General features: G+C 48.1%; 24 protein-coding genes. 8 read left to right on the top strand and 16 right to left on the bottom strand.

From position 1 onward, the window contains the following. Positions 1–43: 43 nt before the first annotated feature. The 6 genes from AC1RVX_RS04750 to AC1RVX_RS04725 are packed head-to-tail and all read right to left on the bottom strand — an operon-like array spanning position 44 to position 4,927. On the bottom strand, positions 44–355 hold the full coding sequence (locus AC1RVX_RS04750) for a non-heme iron oxygenase ferredoxin subunit (protein ID WP_493215431.1): 312 nt from the start codon (positions 353–355) through the stop codon (positions 44–46). A gap of 7 nt (positions 356–362) precedes the next feature. Beyond that, entirely contained in the window at positions 363–836 is a 474-nt protein-coding gene (locus AC1RVX_RS04745) for an aromatic-ring-hydroxylating dioxygenase subunit beta (protein WP_493215430.1), read from the bottom strand. Position 837: 1 nt separating this feature from the next. Further along, a complete protein-coding gene (locus tag AC1RVX_RS04740) occupies positions 838–2,100 on the bottom strand; it encodes an aromatic ring-hydroxylating dioxygenase subunit alpha (RefSeq protein WP_493215695.1) in 1,263 nt (420 codons plus the stop codon). Positions 2,101–2,160: 60 nt separating this feature from the next. Then, positions 2,161–2,859, bottom strand: a complete 699-nt coding sequence (locus AC1RVX_RS04735) for a fumarylacetoacetate hydrolase family protein (RefSeq protein ID WP_493215429.1) — start codon at positions 2,857–2,859, stop codon at positions 2,161–2,163. Positions 2,860–2,872: 13 nt separating this feature from the next. Then, entirely contained in the window at positions 2,873–3,925 is a 1,053-nt protein-coding gene (gene gtdA, locus AC1RVX_RS04730; RefSeq protein ID WP_493215428.1) for a gentisate 1,2-dioxygenase, read from the bottom strand. A gap of 15 nt (positions 3,926–3,940) precedes the next feature. Continuing rightward, positions 3,941–4,927: a 2Fe-2S iron-sulfur cluster-binding protein gene (locus tag AC1RVX_RS04725; RefSeq protein ID WP_493215427.1), complete on the bottom strand. Its 987-nt coding sequence runs from the start codon at positions 4,925–4,927 to the stop codon at positions 3,941–3,943. Between the two features lie 117 nt (positions 4,928–5,044). Here AC1RVX_RS04725 and AC1RVX_RS04720 point away from each other — a divergent pair, with 117 nt between their 5' ends. Further along, complete coding sequence (locus AC1RVX_RS04720; RefSeq protein WP_493215426.1) at positions 5,045–5,950, top strand: LysR family transcriptional regulator; 906 nt, start codon at positions 5,045–5,047, stop codon at positions 5,948–5,950. Positions 5,951–6,094: 144 nt separating this feature from the next. Beyond that, positions 6,095–6,613, top strand: a complete 519-nt coding sequence (locus tag AC1RVX_RS04715; protein ID WP_493215425.1) for a cache domain-containing protein — start codon at positions 6,095–6,097, stop codon at positions 6,611–6,613. Positions 6,614–6,682: 69 nt separating this feature from the next. Here AC1RVX_RS04715 and AC1RVX_RS04710 read toward each other — a convergent pair whose 3' ends face one another. The 8 genes from AC1RVX_RS04710 to AC1RVX_RS04675 all read right to left on the bottom strand — a co-directional run bounded on the left by AC1RVX_RS04710 (position 6,683) and on the right by AC1RVX_RS04675 (position 13,790). Further along, positions 6,683–7,456, bottom strand: a complete 774-nt coding sequence (locus AC1RVX_RS04710; protein ID WP_493215424.1) for a peptidylprolyl isomerase — start codon at positions 7,454–7,456, stop codon at positions 6,683–6,685. Positions 7,457–7,507: 51 nt separating this feature from the next. Further along, complete coding sequence (locus AC1RVX_RS04705) at positions 7,508–7,780, bottom strand: BolA family protein (protein WP_493215423.1); 273 nt, start codon at positions 7,778–7,780, stop codon at positions 7,508–7,510. After that, positions 7,777–8,400 carry a septation protein A gene (locus AC1RVX_RS04700; protein WP_493215422.1) on the bottom strand — a complete coding sequence of 208 codons (624 nt, stop codon included), beginning with the start codon at positions 8,398–8,400 and terminating at the stop codon, positions 7,777–7,779. Before AC1RVX_RS04700 ends, AC1RVX_RS04705 begins: the two co-directional genes overlap by 4 nt. Positions 8,401–8,411: 11 nt before the next feature. Beyond that, on the bottom strand, positions 8,412–8,807 hold the full coding sequence (gene msrB, locus AC1RVX_RS04695; protein ID WP_493215421.1) for a peptide-methionine (R)-S-oxide reductase MsrB: 396 nt from the start codon (positions 8,805–8,807) through the stop codon (positions 8,412–8,414). Positions 8,808–8,822: 15 nt separating this feature from the next. Then, a complete protein-coding gene (locus AC1RVX_RS04690; RefSeq protein ID WP_493215420.1) occupies positions 8,823–10,307 on the bottom strand; it encodes a protein adenylyltransferase SelO in 1,485 nt (494 codons plus the stop codon). 147 nt (positions 10,308–10,454) lie between these two features. Beyond that, positions 10,455–12,293, bottom strand: a complete 1,839-nt coding sequence (locus tag AC1RVX_RS04685; protein ID WP_493215419.1) for a chemotaxis protein CheA — start codon at positions 12,291–12,293, stop codon at positions 10,455–10,457. Next, positions 12,293–13,045 carry a protein phosphatase CheZ gene (locus AC1RVX_RS04680; protein WP_493215418.1) on the bottom strand — a complete coding sequence of 251 codons (753 nt, stop codon included), beginning with the start codon at positions 13,043–13,045 and terminating at the stop codon, positions 12,293–12,295. The genes AC1RVX_RS04685 and AC1RVX_RS04680 overlap by 1 nt, the downstream gene beginning before the upstream one ends. Positions 13,046–13,307: 262 nt before the next feature. Continuing rightward, the gene (locus AC1RVX_RS04675) at positions 13,308–13,790 is read right to left on the bottom strand and encodes a putative toxin-antitoxin system toxin component, PIN family (RefSeq protein ID WP_493215417.1); all 483 of its coding nucleotides are present in this window, start codon (positions 13,788–13,790) and stop codon (positions 13,308–13,310) included. A gap of 21 nt (positions 13,791–13,811) precedes the next feature. Between AC1RVX_RS04675 and yaaA the strand changes: the two genes are divergently transcribed. Further along, entirely contained in the window at positions 13,812–14,591 is a 780-nt protein-coding gene (gene yaaA / locus AC1RVX_RS04670) for a peroxide stress protein YaaA (protein WP_493215416.1), read from the top strand. A 68-nt stretch (positions 14,592–14,659) separates the two neighbouring features. On the opposite strand, the gene AC1RVX_RS04665 is transcribed toward yaaA, so the two are convergent. Further along, a complete protein-coding gene (locus AC1RVX_RS04665; protein ID WP_493215415.1) occupies positions 14,660–15,463 on the bottom strand; it encodes an outer membrane protein assembly factor BamD in 804 nt (267 codons plus the stop codon). Positions 15,464–15,506: 43 nt separating this feature from the next. On the opposite strand from AC1RVX_RS04665, the gene AC1RVX_RS04660 reads away from it, so the two are divergent. Both AC1RVX_RS04660 and pgeF read left to right on the top strand, forming a co-directional pair. Beyond that, a complete protein-coding gene (locus AC1RVX_RS04660; RefSeq protein ID WP_493215414.1) occupies positions 15,507–16,547 on the top strand; it encodes an RluA family pseudouridine synthase in 1,041 nt (346 codons plus the stop codon). After that, complete coding sequence (gene pgeF, locus AC1RVX_RS04655) at positions 16,544–17,359, top strand: peptidoglycan editing factor PgeF (RefSeq protein WP_493215413.1); 816 nt, start codon at positions 16,544–16,546, stop codon at positions 17,357–17,359. The genes AC1RVX_RS04660 and pgeF overlap by 4 nt, the downstream gene beginning before the upstream one ends. Before the next feature lies 1 nt (position 17,360). Here the strand turns inward: pgeF and AC1RVX_RS04650 are convergent, their stop codons facing one another. Further along, entirely contained in the window at positions 17,361–17,612 is a 252-nt protein-coding gene (locus AC1RVX_RS04650; RefSeq protein WP_493215412.1) for a hypothetical protein, read from the bottom strand. 133 nt (positions 17,613–17,745) lie between these two features. Between AC1RVX_RS04650 and phaC the strand changes: the two genes are divergently transcribed. From phaC to phaR, 3 genes are all read left to right on the top strand, one after another. Then, positions 17,746–19,470 carry a class I poly(R)-hydroxyalkanoic acid synthase gene (gene phaC / locus AC1RVX_RS04645; RefSeq protein ID WP_493215411.1) on the top strand — a complete coding sequence of 575 codons (1,725 nt, stop codon included), beginning with the start codon at positions 17,746–17,748 and terminating at the stop codon, positions 19,468–19,470. Positions 19,471–19,516: 46 nt separating this feature from the next. Continuing rightward, positions 19,517–20,257, top strand: a complete 741-nt coding sequence (locus AC1RVX_RS04640; RefSeq protein WP_493215410.1) for a 3-ketoacyl-ACP reductase — start codon at positions 19,517–19,519, stop codon at positions 20,255–20,257. A 315-nt stretch (positions 20,258–20,572) separates the two neighbouring features. Beyond that, entirely contained in the window at positions 20,573–21,130 is a 558-nt protein-coding gene (phaR, locus tag AC1RVX_RS04635; protein ID WP_493215409.1) for a polyhydroxyalkanoate synthesis repressor PhaR, read from the top strand. The last annotated feature ends 3 nt before the right edge of the window (positions 21,131–21,133 follow it).

Below are 21,133 nucleotides of genomic sequence, written 5' to 3'. Positions count from 1 at the left end.
GCTTACCCTTCGTTGAAAAGTAGGCGCTGAATGATGTTGCAATTTAAATTTCTATGAAAACCTTTCCGGCTTCAATCTTCACAGGGTAGATGCGAAGGTCTTGTGTAAGAGGCGCGCACATGGCCTTGCCATTGCGGATATCGAATTTCCCCTGGTGCAGTGGGCATTCAATTTCGTGCCCTTCCAGGAATCCGTCACACAAGCGTGCATGACCGTGGGTGCAAATGTTATCGGTTGCATAGACGTTTCCGTCAAAACTATAAATAGCCAAATCTTTTCCTTCCACTGCGACGCCAATAACGTCATCTTGGGGAATATCATCGACCGCAATTGCCTGGATCCAGTGTTGATTCATGAGAACCTCAAATCGGGTAAATAAGTGAATTCGGAATCATTTCTGAGTCGTAAATACATAGCTTTGACTCGAACTTCATTCCTTCAGGGGTCAGGCGCACTTTATCCAGGTAGCGGCCAGCATTAAACACAGTGGTTTCCTGGTTAAGCTTGGTTCTGAACACGGTATAGTTCGCTTCGGAAACAATCAGGTCGCCCTCAACACTCTTGATCAAGGGAAGGCCGGTTATATTGCGTTGATAATAGGGATCATGAAATATGGTCTCTTCGATACCATACACACGATCCAGCAGCATTTTCTTGCTGATGAACGACAGCGTACCAAGAGGGAAGTTGCGCTCGAAATTCTCACGAGGCTGTATCATGTAAATACATGTTTCCGTGAAAAAATCAGGCCATTTTTTCCATTCGGCATTACTGACCACGGCTGCGTAATCTGCATACAGTTGGGTCAGATCAAAATATGTTTTTGGATCAATCATGTTAACGCTCCATCACTTTTCGCCAATAGTCATACATGCCGCGTATCAGTGTTTCTGTGACCATATGCTCAGTGTCCTGGATGTGTATGCCATCCAATTCGGCAAGCGTGCGATGACTTGGTTTCTGCTCAAACCCACACTGTGAAAATTCGATGACCTCACCGTCATCTGCTGATACGAAGCCCGCTGGACCAAACAAATTTGCCTGAATTAAACGACGCTCTGTCATTTCTTCAGTGTCATCTTCAAAGCCAAAATGAGTCCAGATAAAGTCAAATGAACCCGTACCGTTCGGTTGAATGTGGCGGGTGGATACACTATTGACCTGCTGCTGGAAAATGACACTTGGAAATACGGTCATCATCACCGCCGTCGGGCCGTTCCACCAATCTTCCTGAACAATGTCAAGCAAACGCTTGTCGTTGATTTGCATGTTTTCTTTAAAGCTGCTTACCCCTGTAGTGACTTCGGTTTTGCTGCCTCCCGTGCCACGGGTCGAGATCATGGCGGCATGGCGGAAGTGATCATCCATACGTAGCTGCGATTTGTTGTCAGCACGCCAGAGACCATAGGTGACGAACCAGGTGTGAAGCAAACCAGGATGATAGGGATCCTTGATATTTTCTTGCATCAGCTTCCAGTTGCCTGGTATGCGCTGACGGTTATAGCCAAGTATTTTGAGTTGGCGTCCATTAAAGAGACGATCAAAATACGTTAACATCTGTGGCCCAAGAAACTCTTCCAAGGGCTCTATGTCCAGATCGAAAGAAGCAAACACCACCCCTCCACGGGTAGCAACCTTTAACTTAGTTAAACCGTTGTCTTCAGTTTTAAAGCTGGCTGGCATCCCACCATTAATTTTTCCATCTTGTTTGACGCCGCGACGAAACGGAACCCCCTGCAGGTCACCATTGAGTTTATAACTCCACTGGTGATAAGGACATACCAGCTCTTTTTTATTACCGTGACGCACGCGGCAAAATTGCATGCCCCGGTGGGCGCAAACATTCTCAACAACACTAATGGCACCGTCGGCATCACGCGTCATGACGACCGATCTTTCGCCAACAACGGTGCGTTTAAAATCGCCATGATTGGGAATTTCGGCTTCTAGGCCGACGTAACACCAATGCTTGTTGTAGAAAAAACGTTCCAGTTCTTTCTTGTAGATGGATTCGTCGGTGTAGACCCAGAATGGAATGCGGCTAGACCCGTCTCCTTCCCATTTTGGATCGCTTGGAAAAATAGTTTTTGAGCCACCCATTTTTGAATCATCCGTTTTTGAATCATTCATTTCTCACTCCTTTTTTTGGATTCATGGCTATCAGGCTGCAACGCGAACTGTAATCGTGCCGAGACCATCTATTGCGCCGACCATCACATCGCCAGCTACGACTGCATTGACGCCTTCTGGCGTTCCAGTCATGATGATGTCGCCTGGCTCCAATGTTTCGAATTGCGAAAGATAGGCAATACTTTCCGCGACAGACCAAATCAATTCTTTGACGTCGGAGGATTGTTTGGTAGCACCATTGACGGTTAAGCCGATTGCCCCGGATGTGATGTGGCCTATGTCTCCTGTCCGGTGAATGGGGCCGATCGGTGCGGAGCTGGAAAAGGATTTTCCAAATTCCCAAGGTCGTCCTTTTTCGCGTGCATCTAACTGTAGATCGCGGCGTGTCATGTCTAGTCCAACGGCGTAACCGTATACATGTTGCAGCGCGTCTTCTTTTGAAATGTTTGATCCGCCACGTCCAATCGCAACCACCATTTCAATTTCATGATGAAAATTGGTGGTCATGCCTGGATAAGGGATGCTTGATTCTGTATTCCCCACCTTGACTGCAGCACAGGCTGGTTTCATGAAGAAAAATGGTGGGTCACGTTCTGGGTCTTTCCCCATTTCTCTTGCGTGGGCAGCATAGTTTCGTCCGACGCAAAAAATGCGGTTGACGGGAAATTCATCTGTTGTGCCTGCCACTTCCAGACTGTATATGGGAGCTGTATTGACGACGTATTTCATTTTCTTTTCCTTGTTAGTAGTTTTGAATTCGTTCTTCTCGCCAAATTCCCATGGCTTGCTGAACAGGCCTGTCGGAATAACTGAACAGGATGCAGTTGCTGGCCGCATGCAGACTGAGTTTGTTCCATGAGGGAACGACGAACACGTCGTTCTGCGAGAAGTGGAATGGTTTGTCATCAATCGTCGCTGTTCCTTTACCTTCCAGGCAGACATAGACAGTTGCATCCGTGCAGCGATATGGATGGCTCTTAAAATCTTGTGGCAGGTATTGCGCAAAAGCAGCAATCGTTGGCATTGGGGATGCACCTGTAGCTGGATTCACAAAACGCAGCTTGTGCCCGTGATGTTTATCAATTTCTCCTTGAGACACTGTCAACAGCGACTGACGTGTTTGGCTAAATGGATAAACAAAGACCTTGGTAGGCTGATTGGATGTCTGGTAAAAATCTACTGGCAGCATGTTGCTACCGTAACGCGCCAATGCGTCTCCTTCTGGTCGGCTGACTTGCTGAGATCGTTCCTGACTATGTTCAGCAAAGCCTGCATCAAAAAATCTGACCAGGGGAATATCCAGGCCATCCAGCCAAATCACGGGGTCGTTACCCAGATTGCCGTGATCATGCCAAGTCCAGGAAGGTGTAATGATGAAATCACCTCTATGCATCGTAGTGCGTTCGCCATCAACTGCCGTGTAGGCACCTTCGCCGTCCAGCACCAATCTGAGAGCAGACTGGGTATGACGATGTGCCGGAGCTACTTCTCCGGGCATAATCAACTGGAGGCCAGCATACAAGCTTTGTGTGATTGACGAATTTCCGCGAAGTGCTGGATTTTCCAGAATAAGTACACGGCGTTCTGCCTCTTCTGCGGAAATAAGCTTGCCTGCTTTCAGTACATGATCACGTACTTCGCTGTATTTCCATAAAGCGGCAGCCACGACAGGTGCCGGTTCTTTGGGAACCAGGCGACCTAACACTTCCCATAGGGGGGTCATGCTGTATTCGTTAATGTGCTGGTAATATCTTTGACGTTCTTCGTGAACATCATTCTTTAGTTCTTTGTTCATAGGGGCGTCACTCATTCAATTCGCACTGGCATAAAATGCATCTGCATAAACATGTTCATTCGCAATACCTTTTCTCTTTATTATCAATTTCGCTGCATCAACCATGGGCGGTGCGCCACAAAGATAAGCACGCCATCCTGTTAAATCTTTCCAATCTTGCTCAACCGCATCTGTAACCAAGCCGATGCGATATTTGGAATCGGCTTCGTTGGTTGAAACGATGACGTGTACGTGTAAATTCGGATTCTGTAGTGCTATGGATTCGAGCCATGCCAGCCCATATATATCTGCTGATGACCGAGCACCAAAGTACAGATGAATTGGATTGCTGAGTCCGGCAGCGGTGGCGCCGCGAACGATAGCCAGTACGGGCGCCAGCCCCGTGCCACCGGCTATGCAAAGTATTGGGCCGGTATGTTTTTTACGTAAATAGGCAGTCCCCATGGGGCCTGAGATGCGAATTGCATCGCCGACCTTGAGTTCGTTGAAGACATAGCCGGTAACACGACCATGCGGCACTGCACGGATATGAAATTCGAGTATGTCATCGTCAGGCAGGCACGCCATTGAGTAAGGGCGAATATGTTCGGCAGTGAATTGCAGCGTCGCATATTGACCAGGTGAAAATGAAAGCTGCTTGGGAGATTTCACGACGAGTCGCTTGATGTCGTGAGTTAAATTTTCCAGGGAAACCACGGTCCCTTTAAGTATTTTGGCAGGGTGATGAACAATCTCATCAGGTTCAGGGATTTCGATTACACAGTTTTCTGTCAGTACGCTCATGCATGCTAATACGTGATTATCGTCGTCAGGATTGGTGATTTTTGCATCTCTTCCTGATTCGAGTACTTTGCCTTCCACTACGCGACAACGGCAGGTTCCACATCGCCCTGATTTGCAACTATAAGAAATTGGAATATCGTTCGCTTCCAGCACCCCCAACAAATTTTCTCCGGGCTGAACGCTAAGCGCGCGTCCCAGGGGTTGCACAACGAGTTCCATTTTTTCTCCTCTTACCTATTGAAATTGACTGGCTGGAGGAATTATAGAAATCTGAGCTATATTAATATATAGTATTCTGTGAATTTTAATAATCACTAGAATTGATATTACTCAAATATGGAACTTAAGGATATTGACCTTAATTTGCTCGTTGTCTTCAATCAATTATTGATAGACAAGCGCGTTTCTATCGTCGCAGAAAAGCTTGGACAGACACAACCTGCAATCAGTAATGCACTCAATCGGCTCAGGCGATTATTGGGAGATGAGTTGTTTCTGCGCACGTCAAAGGGGATGGAGCCGACCTCGTTGTCGGTACAGTTGGCAGAGCCTATTGCTTATGCATTAAGTGCAATTCACAGTACCTTGAACCAACAAACACTATTTGATCCAAAAAGCAGCTCAAGAACTTTTAGGATAGGGATGACGGATATTGGTGAAATATATTTCCTGCCTAAATTAATGAATGCACTATCCGGGATTGCGCCTCATGTTTCAATCAGTACGGTTCGTAACACTGCGGTTAATCTTAGAGATGAAATGGAAGCAGGGAATGTTGATCTGGCTGTTGGCTTATTGCCTCAGTTGAAGGCAGGCTTTTTTCAGCATCGGCTCTTCGAGCAGAAATATGTTTGTATGTTGCGCCGTGGCCATGCTCTGGATAAGAAAAAAATTTCCATAGAAGAATTTTCCAGCGCTGAGCACGTCGTTGTTATCTCGGCTGGAACCGGGCATGCAAAATTGGATGAGTCTATTGAGAGAAAGGGAGTCAAGCGAAATATCAAGTTGACTGTTCCCCATTTTGTCGCCGTTGGACATATTCTATCTACGACCAACATGTTGGCAACCGTCCCCGAGCGTTATGCAAGAGAATGTCTGGCACCGTTCAATCTCCGTTTCATGGAACATCCAATACCGCTTCCGGAAACAGGGATCAATTTATTCTGGCATGCCAAGTTTCATAAAGAACCGGGAAATCAATGGATGCGACGTCTGATATTTGATATTTTTTCGGATGCATAAAGATTTGTAGTAATCTGGCGAGAGAAATGCCAGATAGAAGTGGATGTACCATTTGTTCGACACTGACGATTTCTGGTTGTTCATTGAAATTGACTTGAAGGAAAGAACAATACGGCGTGTTGACAGATTTACCCTTGAAAAATCATGAAATTGTTGCTGAATTCTTTAACCATTTTAAATTCGCAAGGAGGCCATACCATGTGCTCGTTTATAAAACATATGATTGCCGTTGTTGCTTTTTTTGTGATGCTACCTGCTGCTTTCGCTGGTAATGATTCGGGGACTAAAGAAGAGGCGATTGCCTTTGTAAAAAAGGCTGTCGTGTTTGCAAAGAAAAATGGCAAGGAAAAAGCAATTGCCGAGTTCAATAAGCCACAAGGGCAATTCATTGACAGGGATTTGTATATTGGTGCCCTTGATCTCAACGGTGTCATGCTCGCGAATGGAGCCAATACCAAGCTGGTCGGTAAACCATTAATTGATATTAAAGATACGGACGGCAAATTTTTTGTCCGGGAAGAAATTGATGTGGCAAAAAACAAAGGTAGTGGATGGGTGGAATTCCAGTGGATTAACCCGATAAGCAAATCCTTGGAGCGTAGGGCTGTATACCTGGAACGTGTCGACGATTACATTATTTTGAGCGGGGTTTTCAATAAATGAAAACTAAAACGCGCATAAAAAAGAGGTGCTTTAATTTAATAAAGCACCTCTCTTCTGATTCAGGCTAAATTACTGAATTTTTGCCTTTTTAACCAGCGCTTGCTGATAAGCCTGCACACGTTGCTGCTGCAGACCATCAACAATTTGTGGTTTCACTTCTTCCAGTGTTGGGAATTTTGCTGCGCGTACATCATCCAGCTTGATGATGTGGTAGCCAAACTGTGTTTTCACTGGTGTTTCTGTGAACTGGCCTTTTTGCAGGGCAGTCATGGCTTGAGAGAAAGCTGGGTCCCAGGCTGCAGGAGATGCCCAGTCCAGATCGCCACCTTTGGAAGCGGAACCGGCATCTTTAGACTGTTTTGCCAGTTCTTCAAATTTGGCACCGGCCTTCAGTTTGGAGATGATGGCTTTGGCATCGTCTTCCTTCTCAACCAGGATATGGTAGGCATGGTATTCCTTGTCGCCTGCCTGTGCTTTTGCCTTGTCGTACTCAGCCTGTATTTCTGCATCAGTGACAGGATTTTTCTTGACATGCTCAATCATCAGGGCGCGAATCAACAAAGATTGGCGGGCTATTTCCAGCTGGTTTTTGACCTCTGGGTTTGCGGCTACTCCGGATTTTTCAGCTTCCTGCATCAATACTTCACGATTGATCAGTTCTTGCTTTACCATCGCACGCAATTGCGGGCTGTCTTGCTGTCCTTGTGCAGTCAATTGCTTGACCATGGCATCAACTCGGCTGGATGGGATGGCTTTGCCGTTAACAACAGCCAGGTTCTGTGCCAGAGCAGGCAGGGCAGTTGCGAGAAGTACTACCAGCAAATGAGCAGGTTTAAAAGTCATTGTCTGTTCCTAAATAACAAAATTAAATAAAACGGATTATAAGTAAACTGCCTAGGTCGGTATCTCTGACGGACTTAATGCCACTATGTTTAAGGCATGAATTTCCGTTTGCATCATATCGCCAACGGCATCATACACCAGTCGATGGCGAGAAATGCGGTTTAGGCCCTCAAATTGCTGACAAACTATTCTTACACGGTAATGACCAGCCCCGCCAGCGGCGCCAGCATGCCCGCGATGTGCTTCTGAATCGTCTATTAATTGACAATCGGAAGGCTGTAAGGTTTCCGACAGGCGCTGCAATATCTTCTCGTCCCGGGTCATTGGGCTGGTTCTTCCAAGTATTTTGCCAGAAACAGGCTTTGTATCACGACAAATGCGGGCATTATTGCAACAACAGCAATTAACTTGAAGTTTGCCCAGGTGTCAGTGGAGAAATTGTAGGCAACGTACAGGTTGATGATGCCCATCAGCGTGAAATACAGTATCCAAGCTACGCTAAGGCGGGCCCATATGGCATCTGGCAATTTGATTTGCGAGCCCATGGCTGACTGGATCAGGTTGGACTTGAAAATAAATTGCCCCAAGGCAAATGCGCCGCCATAGCACCAATACAAGACGGTGGGTTTCCACTTGATGAAGGCTTCACTTTGGAAATACATGGTGGCACCACCAAAAATCATGATGATGATGAAAGAAATCAGTAGCATGGCATCCACTTTTTTCCTGCGCACCAGCAAATAGCCGATTTGGATGATGGAGGCGATCAAGGCTACTGCGGTTGCCAGCATGATGGGTGCCAGCTCTGCAGTAGTAGTTCCACCCGAGATGATGCCAGAAAGATATTCTGTTACCAGCGCCTGCGCTTTTTCGGCATGTCCCTCACCCCATTTGAAAGCGCCAAAAAACAATACGACTGGGAATAGATCAAAAAGAAATTTCATGTGCGGACAGCTTAAGTTTCTGGTTCAAATTTCATGGATGCCGAATTGATGCAATAACGCAACCTCGTTGGTGGTGGTCCATCAGGAAAGACATGTCCAAGGTGAGCGTCGCAGATATTACACAATATCTCGGTGCGCGTCATGCCATGAGATGTATCAATTTTTTCGCGGACGTTGGCTGGGTCCAGTGCCTTGAAATAACTGGGCCAGCCGCAGCCGGAATCAAATTTGGCGTCTGATGTGAACAGGGGGGTGTTGCAACAGACACAGGTATAGGTGCCAACCTCGTGGTGATCCCAGAATTTGCCGGTGAACGCACGTTCTGTGGCGGCATGCCGGGTGACTTCATATTCCATCGAGTCTAATTGGGCCTTCCATTCGGCATCGGATTTGACAACTTTTTTCATGGTTTCCTCATCGTTTCAGGAAGAACAACTGACTTCTATATGTCTGGCCCAATCGGGGGGCAGGGCAGCATAGTCTTCGTTTTCCTCTTGTTCGTCATATGGGTTTTCCAGAATGCACAGCAATTTCTCCACTTCTGAAAAATCCTTGTTTTGCGCTTTTTCTATGGCCACTTGTGCCAGATAGTTTCTCAATATGTATTTGGGGTTGACTGCCAGCATCCCTGTTTGGCGTTCTGCGTCATTACTGGCTTCCATGGCCAGCCGTTCCCGGTAGAGTGATAGCCAGTCGTCCAGATCCTGTCTGTTGAGAAATAAATCACGCAATGGCTCATCATTGGTCGAAATCTGGTTCGAAAGCTTACTTAAATTGCGGAAACTCAGGGTAAAGTCAGCCTGATTACTTTGTAACAGTTTGAAAAAATCGGCAAACAAGTCCAGATCATTCTCTTGCACGGTTTTTAATCCGAATTTCTGGTGCATCAGTTCACTCCACTTATTGCGGTAAATCGCCGGATAGTGGGCCAGGGCAGCATTTGTCTCATCTACACTGCCAATCAGGGGGGACAGTGCTTGCGCCAACGCCTGGCAATTCCAGTTGCCAATGGCTGGTTGCATGCGATATGAATAACGTCCTTGCTGGTCGGTGTGGTTGCAGATATGTTTTTCATCATAGGCTTCCATGAAACCAAATGGGCCATAATCAAGCGTCAGACCAATTATCGACATATTGTCTGTATTCATGACGCCGTGCATAAAGCCAACTGCTTGCCAGTGTGCCATCAGTTCGGCAGTACGTTTGGTGACTTCTGCCAGTAAAGCCTGATATTTGTTAGTGTGATCCTGCAGTTCCGGGAAAGATTGCTCAATCACAAAGTCGGCTAACAGGCGGAGATCATCCATCCTGTCATTGTAGTACCAGTGTTCAAATGAGCCAAAACGGATGAAATTGGGGGCTATACGGGCTACCACGGCGCTGGTTTCCGGCGTTTCGCGAAACACCATCTGGTCAGAACCTATGACGCACAGCGCGCGTGACGTCGGTATGCCAAGGCCAGACATGGCTTCTGAGCATAAAAATTCCCGTATTGACGAGCGCAATACTGCACGCCCATCACCCATGCGGGAATAGGGGGTCATGCCTGAACCTTTGAGCTGGATTTCCAGGTGCTGGTCTGCATGGTTCAGCCCACCAAGCAGCAGAGCCCTGCCATCACCCAGTTGTCCCGCCCAGACACCAAATTGATGACCAGAGTAGACAGCGGCCAGTGGCTTGCTGCCTGGAATGCACTGGTTACCTGAAAAATAGGAAACAAATTCTGGCGTATTCAGACATGCCTGATCCAGATGCAAGTAATTAGCTGCTGCCTTGCTGGCCGCGACCAGATATGGTTGGTTGATAGGGCTGGCAGGCAGATGGGTAAAAAAATGCGCTGGCAAGTTCGCGAATCGATTCTCCAGAACCAGATTGTGTAGCGTGAAAGGTGCGGCGACAGATGTCATGAGATGCCAGATGGCTTAAAAAGAATAAACGCATTTTGACAGATTTGGTCAAAATGCGTTTATGGAGGCTGGATAGTCTGGGATGAGAGCCTGATCAGTTTGGAACATGGTCAGGAATCGTCAAAGATCAACAATAATCAATAACAATCAGGCAGAAATCCGTTCCCGTGTTTTGCAGCCATCAATCAGGAAGGACAGACTGATCACCAGTACCAGTTCACCTTCAGCCGAGCGAGCTGTACCCGTAATGCCCGGCGTGCTGATACAGGTCAGCGGTTTGATAACCAGATCAGCCGTACCATCTACTGCGTCTACGGACAGGATATAAGGGCTAGGCGCAGCAATAACGATACCAACACGCTCTGATGCCGGGGTGTAGCCCAAAATCTTGCCAAGGGATTTCACTGGCAATGGGCGGCCCAGGTCGCGCAATACAGGTTGGCCGCCGACACTTTCGAAGGTCTCGGGCAATTCAACCACGCGTTGCACGGTCGCCATTGGTAAGGCAAGAGATGCACCGTCCGTACGTACCAGCATGGTAGGTACAATCGATAATTCAATCGGCAGGCGAATCAGGAAGGTCGTACCTGCACCTAATTGAGAGGCGATACGTATCGCACCACGATGGCGTTCAACCGCTGTTTTCACTACGTCCATACCGACACCACGTCCGGAAACGCTGGATGCTACTTCCTTGGTGGAGAAGCCAGGCAGGAAAACCAGCTGGAAAGCTTCGTCATCGGTGCGGGCGTCATGCGAATTGATCAATCCCTTGGAAATAGCCTTATCACGCAATCTTTGCGCATCCATGCCCTTGCCATCATCGGTGACTTCAATCATGACGCTGCTGGCTTCTTGCCAGGCCTTGAGGGAAATGGTGGCACGAGGGGATTTGTTGGCATTGATGCGTTCTTCCCCGGTTTCAATACCATGATCAAGCGCGTTGCGCAGCATGTGGACCAGCGGGTCATACAGGCTGTCTACCACGACACGATCTACTTCGGTTTCGGCACCAGCAATGTTCAGATCAACTTCTTTGCCAAGATCGCGCGCCAATTCACGGACCAGACGTGGGAATTTCTGGAACAGGCGACCAACTGGCTGCATGCGCGTAGCCAGGGTGGCGCGCTGTAATTCGGTTGAGTAACGCGATGCCCGGGTCAGGGTTTCGGTCAATGCCGACATCAGTGGCGCTGCCTGGCCGTCAAATTTGAATTGCGAAAGTTTTTCCAGCAAAACAGCCGCCTGATTGGCGGCTTGCACAGACTCACCAGCCACTTCCAGCAAGACATTCAGCTTGACAGCATCAATACGGATGCTTTCTTCCTTGGCTGGCGCGTTTTGCTTGATCTCTGCATTCGACAGTGAGGATTTGACGGCTTCGTGTTCTTCTTTTTGTTCAACTGCCTTATCTTCAGCCTCTTCTGCAGATTCAGCAATTACTTCTGGCAAGGTGCCGGGCGGCGTCACTGCCCGGAAATAAGCTTCCCAGTCGAGTTCACCACTGCTTTCTTTGCTGGTGGTCTCGACTTTTTTCTCGGCGGGCTTGGGAGCGGCTTCGGCCTTGGGTTTGGCAGCAGCGGGGGCTTTCTTGCTTGCACCTTTCATCTCAATCGCGTCAGTCAGCATTTTTTCGAGCGATTTTGGCATCGTCGAAAGACTGTTTGGATCCGTGCCATTATTCAGTGCGGTCAACTGATCAGCGACAAAGCCGCTGGCTTCCAGTGCTGCTTCTATGGCTTCGGGTGTCACCGGTACCTGGCCTGTGCGCAGCGCATCAAACAGATTTTCTGTCAGATGGCAGGCCGATACCATGGCACTCAGATTCATGAAACCTGCGCCGCCCTTGATGGTGTGGAAAGACCTGAACACGGCATTGAGCGTATTCATGTCACCTGGATTGCGCTCAAGCGAGAGCAGGTGTTCTTCTACATTTGTCGCCAGGTCGAGTGCTTCGACGACAAATTCTTTGAGCATGTCATCCATTAGAAACCCAGACTATCAAGTAGATTATCTACATCGTCCTGTTCCAGCGCTGCGTTCGGGACAGATGGGCCTTCCATCAATACCACAGCCTTTTCTTTCAGGTCTGATGGTGCATTGTCCAGCAGTATCTGTGCCAGTTCATGTTCTACAGTTTTGTTGATGGCGACCACTTTTTTGATCAACTGCCCCGTCAGATCCTGGAAGTCTTGCGCCATCATGATATCCAGCAAACGGGCTTTTTCAGCTTCGGTTGCTGACATGACGGCGTTGGCAAAGGTTTTTGAATCAGATGCGAGCGATTTGAATTCGTCGACGCTGAGTTTCCCCTCAAACAAGTCGGTCCACCGTGCATCCATGGTCTTGGCTTTTTTTGCCAGTTCATCCTGTTCTGGCAGACCCAGATCAGTGGCATTCAAGACTTTATTGGCGGCTTGCTCAGTTAAAGAAGCGACATATTCGAGCCTGTCCTGTGCATCCGCGATTTGTATCGCGACATCCGATAACGAACGGTCATAACCAAGCTCACGCATGGAGTCATGCAACATTCTGACCAAGCCGCCAAGTCTGTCAAACATGGGCTTGTTTGCTTCTTCATCGGTGTTATGGAAATTAAATTTGGCTGACATACTGTCTTGCTGCGCAGCCAATGCAGGTGAAGATGACCCGGGAGGTGTCGGTGCCGCACCTGTTTCCATCCGCTGATTGGCCATTTCTTCAAACAATGCGTCCAGATCATCTGCTGAATCGGTCATAGTCCTTTATTCTCCATAATCGCATTGAGTATTGTGTAATTCTTCACAAATCCCATGGTGTGTCAGCGAGAGTATGCGGAAATGATTCTGAGTGTCATTGCCATTCAGATGATAATTTCCGTATGGACTCCGGTAGGTTCTCTGAATCGCGCATTTGTTAGTGCAATTCAGATCTTGTTTTCATGCTCTGACAATACTTCTTAATTTGTTTCATCATAGTAGCAGGACATTACCGAAGGATAACCCAGAGTAACAAAATTTGTCATGCTTTTGTTAGGTGCGATGCAGTTTTGTCACATTGTTTTACGTGGGTAAGCAGAAATTGTTCCGGCGTTTGAATGCTGAACATTCCGGCATTTTTCATTTTTCTTGCCAGCTTTAGTAAGGCTTTGTCTTTTGTGATCAATACGTGAGCTTGCGCGTCGCGTGCGATCTCCAGAAACTTTTGATCATCCTTGTCACTGCAGACTGGCAGCTTGTAACTTGAAGGTTCTGCAGGAATAACACACTGTATCAACTCGTCAAACCAGCCTGTAATCTGCCCCAGTTCGTCTGGCACGACTGGCAGGTGGGGGTATTTAAGGACTGCCAGCCATTCATCCCGGCAATCATTTCTGGTGACTGCCTGTACGTCACCATTTTTTAAGGCTGATAGCAGCTCCGACCAGCGAGGGTCTTTGAAAACGAACAGATCGAGGCAGACATTGGTGTCAATGACGACGCGCTTAGGTATGATGTGGGTCATTTTGGAATTTGAAATTTATTTATGCTCATTGTAATATCGCCAGCCAAAAGTCTGGATTTTGACAGCAGGGTGAAAACCAGAACTTTCAGCACACCGCATTTTCTGGATGAAGCTGAAGAATTAATTGGAATTGCGAAGCGCTATTCCCCCGCACAACTGGCTGATCTGATGGATATCTCGCCGGCACTGGCTCAACTCAATGTTGACAGGTTTGCCGCCTGGCAGCGAGATCCGGCACCGGGGCAGGGCAAGCAAGCCATTTTTGCTTTTAACGGGGATGTCTACGAAGGCCTGGATGTCCGTAGCCTGACGGCAAGTCACGTCAAATATTTGCAAAATCATCTGTATGTCTTGTCTGGACTATATGGGGCATTACGTCCTTTTGATGTGTTGCAGCCATATCGACTGGAAATGGGAACTTCCCTGGTAAATCATCTTGGCAAGAACCTTTACGCGTTTTGGGGTGACAAAGTCAGTCAGTTGCTGAATGAGGCGATGCGGCAACAAAAATCTAAAACTTTGCTGAATCTGGCATCTGACGAGTATTTTAAGGTGGTCAGGCCTGCTGTACTGGACGCAAACACCATTTCACCTGTATTCCAGGACTGGAAAAATGGTCAGTACAAAATCATTTCCTTTTACGCTAAGCGGGCCCGGGGCTTGATGGCACGGTATTGTGCCCAGCATAGTGTACGACGCGTCGAGAATGTCAAAGCCTTTAATGAAGAAGGCTATGCTTACTGTGAAGAAGAATCGACTGACAATAATTGGGTATTCCGCCGCAAAATGGTCGACGATTAAGCACCGCAAATAAAATAGCCTCTGTAACCCGTGAGGGTTGTCAGAGGCTGTTTGTTCAGATGATCAGCTTACCAGAACTTCCACCAGGCATCACGGCCACGGCCTTTACCTGCCAAATAGTCGCTTTTCGGGAAATTTTGCGTGAACACACGATTGGCATCATTGCGCAAATCAACCAGGCCCATGGCGTCATAAGAACGGATCAAAATGAACATGGCTTCTTCAATCGCCGGTGCGTCCGGATATTCCTTGATTGCTGCTTGCGCGCGGTTGGCTGCCGCCAGATAAGCGCCGCGACGCAGGTAATAGCGCGCTACGTGGACATCATACTGAGCCAGGGCATTGACCAGATATTTCATACGCAAGATGGCATCAGGCGTATATTTACTGTCTGGGAATTGAACAGCTAGTTGCTTGAAGGCATCAAAAGAGTCGCGTGAAGCTTTCGGATCGCGCTCAGTAATGTCTTGATTGGCAAGAAAATTGAACAAACCAACCTGATCATTGAAGTTGATCACACCACGTAAGTAGTACATGTAGTCAACATGACTATGATTTGGGTGGAGTTTGATAAAGCGTTCCACTGCGGCCAGGGCTTGTGCCTGGTCGCCTTGTTTATAGTAAGCATAGGCTGTTTCGATCTGAGCCTGTTGCGCATAAGTGCCAAAAGGGAAGCGTGATTCCAGTTTTTCAAAGTACTGAATTGCCTTTTCGTAGCCCCCACTAGACATTTCGTCTTTTGCTTCAGCGTATAATTTTGATGCTGACCAGGTTCTGGTCTCATCGCCTTTGTCGCCAAACACCCCGCAGCCGCTTAAACTTAAGGACGCGGCCACAGCCAGAACAAGCAATTTCAAAGATTTAATGTGCATAAATTTGTGCGTGAGCATGAAAACAATTTACGGATTATAGCCGATGGCAAAAAATGTGAAACCAACTACTACAGTGATTTTGTCAGATTCCGACCTGGAGACTGAATTTGAAGAGCTGAACGATACCACCGAAGTGGACGAAGATTTTTCGCCAGCTGTCGAAAATATAGAATTAAAGCTCACATCGGAAGCCTGTGGTGAGCGTTTGGACAAGACTTTGTCCAAACTGGTTCCGCAATATTCCCGTAGCCGTATCTCGCAATGGATAGAAAACGGCTTTGTCAGCGTTGATGGCAAGCCCGGACGTGGAAAAATGACCATGCTGGGGGATGAGCGCATCGTCATTCAGCCACAGGCCGCGCCGGATGAAGGGGCGTACGCGCCCGAAGACATTCCCCTGAACGTTGTTTTTGAAGACGAACACGTGCTGGTGATCAATAAACCGGCGGGTATGGTGGTGCACCCGGCAGCTGGCAACTGGTCCGGTACCCTGTTGAATGGCTTGTTGTATCGCTGGCCAGCCTTGCTGGGCGTACCGCGTGCTGGCATTGTGCACAGGCTGGACAAGGATACCTCGGGCCTGATGGTGGTTGCCAAAACCCTGGTTGCCCACACAGAACTGGTGCGGCAGTTGCAAGACCGTACCGTCAAACGCGAATACTATGCCTTGGTATGGGGGACGCCGAATTTGTCGGGCACTGTGGATGCGCCTATGGCCAGACATCCGCGCGACCGTATCAAAATGGCAGTTTCTCAAAGCATCATCGCTAAACCTGCAGTCACACATTTCCAGCGCGTCGCGGCCGGTATGCTGGAAAAATTTCCGGTCAGTCTGGTTGCCTGTCAACTGGAAACAGGCCGTACTCACCAGATTCGCGTACATATGCAATCCATTGGCTTTCCTCTGGTGGGTGATACCCTATACGGCAAGCAGCATCTTGCGCGTTTTTTCCCACGCCAGGCTCTGCAGGCCAGGAAGCTGGGCTTGACTCACCCCAAAACTGGCAAGCATGTTGAATGGGAAGTCAGTCTGGCAGATGATTTCTCTGACCTGCTGAAACAGGCGGGTATTCAACTCGCATGAGTACCGATCCAGGTAAATGGGCGCAAAAGTTGTCATTTCCGGTGTTATTGCCAGACTGGCAGGGTGTTCCTGCCAATGTGCGTGCCATGACTACCTTGCGTCAGGGAGGCAGTAGCATTGGTGCGTATGGCGATGTCACGGGCATTTCCGGATTGAATCTCGGTGATCATGTCGGTGACGATGTGATGGCCGTCAAACAGAATCGGGATAAATTAAACCGGCAATTACCTTCTGATGTCATATTCTTATCACAAGTGCATGGCAATATCGCTGTTGATGCCGCTATGCTACGCAATAACCAGCATGGTGCCGTCAGCGCGGACGCTGTATTCTCCTCAAAAAGTAATATGGTGTGTGCAGTATTGACGGCAGATTGCTTGCCCGTCTTATTTACTGATGTGAATGGGGCGGTAGTTGCTGCCGCCCATGCCGGCTGGCGTGGCCTGGCAGCAGGTGTTTTGCAAAACACTGTGCGCGGCATGCAAGAAGCCGGGGCAGGGGAAGTGCTGGCGTGGCTGGGGCCGGCCATAGGTCCGGCTGAATTTGAAGTAGGTAGCGACGTGTTGCAAGCCTTTTTGCCGCAGGTTGATGATGTCAGTCTTTATTTTCAGTCCAAAGCAGCTGTAAATGGGCAGGATAAATATCTGGCAGATATGTATGGATTGGCAAGAAAATTGCTAGGTGATGCAGGCGTGAGTCGTGTCAGTGGCGGAGAGCGTTGCACAGTACGCGAAAAACAGCAGTTTTATTCTTACCGGCGGGACGGCATCTGCGGTCGCATGGCAAGCCTGATCTGGATTGAGCGCTCTTAATTCAGGCTGTCTGATCGGGTCTATCCGGCACATTGATGTCCTGATCGGCGGTGTTTATGGCACTTTGTTTTTGCAGTGCAGCTTGTTTTTCCAGTCGCTCACGCTTGCGTTGTGGTGTGCGCATCAGGTATAAAACTATTGTTAAAGGAAAAACGCAATACAGCAGAAAAGTCATGATGCCGGCGATGACGGAATGCTCTGTTATGGACATCATGAGAACGACGTAAATCCAGGCGATAGCAACAATATACATACAAACCTTACTGCAAAAATGGGGGATGGCCGGGCAAGTATAAAAGGATTCGGGGTTGTCCCGAAAATAAGCGCAAGCAAAACGGAAAGCTTAAAATTATTTCGAAACAATACGCGAAAAACAGGAGGCACGCATGAAGACTTTCGATCCTCAAGCTATGTACTCCGAGTGGATGTCACAGCTAGTGAATCAAAAAAATTGGCAGGACTGGATGTTACCGGCCTCTCCCTTGAACCAAATGCAAATGCCCTCCGGGGATATGCTCAAGGAACTGGGTGCGCAGATAGAACCAACCACCATGACTCGCCTGCAAAGCGAGTACATGCAAGAGCTGGCCCAGTTATGGCAAGATTTCTCCCTGTCCAAATTACCGGACCTGAAGGACCGACGTTTTGCTGCGCCAGACTGGCACAATCATGCCATGCATTCTTATAGTGCAGCGTCTTACCTGTTAAATGCGCGGTTTTTAATGGCATTGGCAGAGGCTGTGCAGGCTCCTGTCAAGACAAAACAAAAAATCGGTTTTGCAGTGCAGCAAATGATTGATGCCATGTCACCCGCCAATTTCCTGGTGACTAATCCCGAAGCACAAAGCAAGCTGATCGAGAGCAAAGGCGAGAGCCTGGCCAAAGGTATCAGCCAGATGCTGGCAGACATGCAAAAGGGCAGAATTTCGCAAACCGACGAATCTGCCTTTGAAGTCGGCAAAAATGTGGCGACTTCAGCTGGCACGGTAGTGTTTGAAAATAAGCTGTTTCAGCTAATACAATATCAGCCGGCTACCAAGACTGTGCATCAGCGCCCCTTGCTGATGGTGCCACCTTGTATCAATAAATTCTACATCCTGGACCTGCAGCCAGAAAATTCCGTCGTGCATTATGCGGTTGAGCAAGGACACACTGTATTCCTGGTGTCCTGGGCCAATCCGGATGAAAGCATGGCAGAAGTTACCTGGGATGATTACATCGAAGACGGTGCCATCAAAGCCATCAGCGTGGTGCGGGAAATCAGCAAGCAAGACAAAATCAATGCATTTGGCTTTTGCGTAGGCGGCACCATTATTTCTACTGCCTTGTCTGTTCTTGCGGACAGAGGAGAGCATCCTGCTGCCAGCCTGACCTTGTTGACGACCTTGCTGGATTTTTCGCAGACAGGCGTGCTGGATGTGTTTGTCGATGAAATGCAGGTCAAGATGCGCGAACAGACCATAGGTCAGCGTGGGCTATTGCCAGGGCGTGATCTGGCCAGCACTTTCTCCAGTCTGCGCGCGAACGATCTGGTCTGGAATTATGTACAGTCGAATTATCTCAAAGGTGAGGCACCACCTCCATTTGACCTTTTGTACTGGAATGCGGACAGCACCAATTTACCGGGTCCGATGTTTTGCTGGTATCTGCGCAATACCTACCTGGAAAACAAACTCAGGCAGCCAGGTGCACTGACTGTGGCGGGAAGCAAGGTTGACCTGGGCAAAATCGATGCCCCAACCTTTATATACGGCTCACGTGAAGATCATATCGTCCCCTGGCAGGCAGCATATGCGTCAACCGGCCTGCTGAATCCACGTCACAAAAACAGAAACCGCTTCTTGTTGGGGGCGTCGGGTCATATTGCTGGTGTGGTCAATCCTCCGGCGAAAAAGAAAAGAAGTTACTGGACCAATGAACAGACCGGTCTGGATGCAGATAAGTGGTTTTCAGGTGCGACCGAGCACCCGGGCAGTTGGTGGCCGGAATGGGCTGATTTCCTTAAAGAGCATGGTGGAAAAATGGTCAAGGCACCAGTCAAATCTGGTAGCCCGGACTTCCCGGCCATTGAAGTGGCACCGGGACGTTATGTCAAAGTAAGAGCAGATTGATCGTTTTTGTTGTTGTTAATATAAAATTTTAATCGGGAGAACAAACATGTCAAAACGTGTAGCGTATGTAACTGGTGGTATGGGTGGTATCGGAACACCAATTTGTCGTCGTCTGTGCAGAGATGGATATATTGTAGTGGCTGGTTGTGGTCCGAATTCTGCCCGTAGAGAGAAATGGTTGGCTGATATGCGTGCCGAAGGCCTGGATATTCATGCGTCTGAAGGCAATGTGTCTGACTGGGAGTCCACCAAGGCAGCATTCGACAAGGTTAAGGCAGAAATTGGCGAAGTGGATGTGCTGGTCAACAATGCAGGTATTACCCGTGATGGCCAGTTCCGCAAGATGAGCAAGGGTGATTGGGATGCCGTTATGGATACCAATCTGAATTCCCTGTTCAACGTCACCAAGCAGGTTATTGATGGCATGGTAGACCGTGGTTGGGGTCGTATCATCAATATTTCTTCCGTCAATGGCCAAAAGGGGCAGTTCGGTCAGACCAATTATTCGACGGCAAAAGCTGGTATCCATGGCTTTAGTATGGCGCTGGCACAAGAGGTTGCCACCAAAGGTGTTACCGTCAATACCGTATCGCCTGGTTATGTCGGTACCGATATGGTTAAAGCCATACGCCCTGATGTGCTGGAAAAGATTGTTGCCGGTATTCCGGTCAAGCGTTTGGCTGAGCCAGAAGAAATCGCCTCCATTGTTGCCTGGATTGCTTCGGATGAAGGTGGTTATGCCACAGGTTCAGACTTCTCTATCAACGGTGGCTTGCATATGGGCTGATGCCCAATAATGCACAACAAGGGAAATTATTTAGAGTAAACAGTTTTAAATTGGCTTTTTAGTTCTCTTATTGCCGTCTTTCTGCCGCAGTGCGGTAAAATATGCCCATCAGGTCGCAAGATTTCGATGGGCATATATTTTGCAAGTCGCAATTTAAAAGATGCAATAATAAAGGGGACAAACATGGTTTCAGATCGTGGCTACTGAGTGGCTACCATCAATCTGGAGTCTTGTTTGCGTGAATTAGTCTGCGCCACTCTTGTGAAAAACCTTCCTGGGTGTGGCTGGATATCGAAGTGATTAACTGAGATTTCAATGAATAGCGCAAAAAAATCAACACAGCATCTGATCAAAAAATACCCGAATCGCCGTCTGTATGACACGCAGACCAGCAGCTACATCACACTGGTTGACGTGAAGCAGTTCGTACTGGAAAGCGATGATTTCGCGGTGGTCGATGCCAAAACCGGCGAAGATTTGACACGCAGCATTCTGTTGCAAATCATTCTGGAAGAAGAGGCGGGTGGAACCCCGATGTTTTCTAGTGTCGTCCTGTCGCAAATCATCCGTTATTACGGACATGCCATGCAGGGCATGATGGGCAATTATCTGGAGAAAAATGTCCAGGCATTTATCGATATCCAGAACAAGCTGGCGGAAAACTCAAAAGGTATTTATGAAGGTAAGCCCTTCAGCCCTGAAATGTGGACCCAGTTCATGAATGTACAGGGGCCGATGATGCAGGGCATGATGGGTAATTACATAGAACAGAGCAAGAATCTGTTTGTGCAAATGCAAGAGCAAATGCAAAGCCAGGCCAAAAATATGTTCAATGTCTTCCCGTTTAATCCGGAAGATGTGAATAAAAAGTAAATT

It is taken from the genome of Undibacterium sp. GW821-FHT11B02, from assembly GCF_058808955.1.
The sequence above is the reverse complement of the archived record's forward strand: the minus strand, read 5'-3'. Positions and strand labels throughout refer to the sequence as shown.

What these genes read in the sequence shown, in the direction of transcription:
- AC1RVX_RS04750 (WP_493215431.1), bottom strand. Translation starts at nt 355, where the DNA reads ATGAATCAACACTGGATCCAGGCAATTGCGGTCGATGATATTCCCCAA.
- AC1RVX_RS04745 (WP_493215430.1), bottom strand. Translation starts at nt 836, where the DNA reads ATGATTGATCCAAAAACATATTTTGATCTGACCCAACTGTATGCAGAT.
- AC1RVX_RS04740 (WP_493215695.1), bottom strand. Translation starts at nt 2,100, where the DNA reads ATGGGTGGCTCAAAAACTATTTTTCCAAGCGATCCAAAATGGGAAGGA.
- AC1RVX_RS04735 (WP_493215429.1), bottom strand. Translation starts at nt 2,859, where the DNA reads ATGAAATACGTCGTCAATACAGCTCCCATATACAGTCTGGAAGTGGCA.
- gtdA (WP_493215428.1), bottom strand. Translation starts at nt 3,925, where the DNA reads ATGAACAAAGAACTAAAGAATGATGTTCACGAAGAACGTCAAAGATAT.
- AC1RVX_RS04725 (WP_493215427.1), bottom strand. Translation starts at nt 4,927, where the DNA reads ATGGAACTCGTTGTGCAACCCCTGGGACGCGCGCTTAGCGTTCAGCCC.
- AC1RVX_RS04720 (WP_493215426.1), top strand. Translation starts at nt 5,045, where the DNA reads ATGGAACTTAAGGATATTGACCTTAATTTGCTCGTTGTCTTCAATCAA.
- AC1RVX_RS04715 (WP_493215425.1), top strand. Translation starts at nt 6,095, where the DNA reads ATGAAATTGTTGCTGAATTCTTTAACCATTTTAAATTCGCAAGGAGGC.
- AC1RVX_RS04710 (WP_493215424.1), bottom strand. Translation starts at nt 7,456, where the DNA reads ATGACTTTTAAACCTGCTCATTTGCTGGTAGTACTTCTCGCAACTGCC.
- AC1RVX_RS04705 (WP_493215423.1), bottom strand. Translation starts at nt 7,780, where the DNA reads ATGACCCGGGACGAGAAGATATTGCAGCGCCTGTCGGAAACCTTACAG.
- AC1RVX_RS04700 (WP_493215422.1), bottom strand. Translation starts at nt 8,400, where the DNA reads ATGAAATTTCTTTTTGATCTATTCCCAGTCGTATTGTTTTTTGGCGCT.
- msrB (WP_493215421.1), bottom strand. Translation starts at nt 8,807, where the DNA reads ATGAAAAAAGTTGTCAAATCCGATGCCGAATGGAAGGCCCAATTAGAC.
- AC1RVX_RS04690 (WP_493215420.1), bottom strand. Translation starts at nt 10,307, where the DNA reads ATGACATCTGTCGCCGCACCTTTCACGCTACACAATCTGGTTCTGGAG.
- AC1RVX_RS04685 (WP_493215419.1), bottom strand. Translation starts at nt 12,293, where the DNA reads ATGGATGACATGCTCAAAGAATTTGTCGTCGAAGCACTCGACCTGGCG.
- AC1RVX_RS04680 (WP_493215418.1), bottom strand. Translation starts at nt 13,045, where the DNA reads ATGACCGATTCAGCAGATGATCTGGACGCATTGTTTGAAGAAATGGCC.
- AC1RVX_RS04675 (WP_493215417.1), bottom strand. Translation starts at nt 13,790, where the DNA reads ATGACCCACATCATACCTAAGCGCGTCGTCATTGACACCAATGTCTGC.
- yaaA (WP_493215416.1), top strand. Translation starts at nt 13,812, where the DNA reads ATGCTCATTGTAATATCGCCAGCCAAAAGTCTGGATTTTGACAGCAGG.
- AC1RVX_RS04665 (WP_493215415.1), bottom strand. Translation starts at nt 15,463, where the DNA reads ATGCACATTAAATCTTTGAAATTGCTTGTTCTGGCTGTGGCCGCGTCC.
- AC1RVX_RS04660 (WP_493215414.1), top strand. Translation starts at nt 15,507, where the DNA reads ATGGCAAAAAATGTGAAACCAACTACTACAGTGATTTTGTCAGATTCC.
- pgeF (WP_493215413.1), top strand. Translation starts at nt 16,544, where the DNA reads ATGAGTACCGATCCAGGTAAATGGGCGCAAAAGTTGTCATTTCCGGTG.
- AC1RVX_RS04650 (WP_493215412.1), bottom strand. Translation starts at nt 17,612, where the DNA reads ATGTATATTGTTGCTATCGCCTGGATTTACGTCGTTCTCATGATGTCC.
- phaC (WP_493215411.1), top strand. Translation starts at nt 17,746, where the DNA reads ATGAAGACTTTCGATCCTCAAGCTATGTACTCCGAGTGGATGTCACAG.
- AC1RVX_RS04640 (WP_493215410.1), top strand. Translation starts at nt 19,517, where the DNA reads ATGTCAAAACGTGTAGCGTATGTAACTGGTGGTATGGGTGGTATCGGA.
- phaR (WP_493215409.1), top strand. Translation starts at nt 20,573, where the DNA reads ATGAATAGCGCAAAAAAATCAACACAGCATCTGATCAAAAAATACCCG.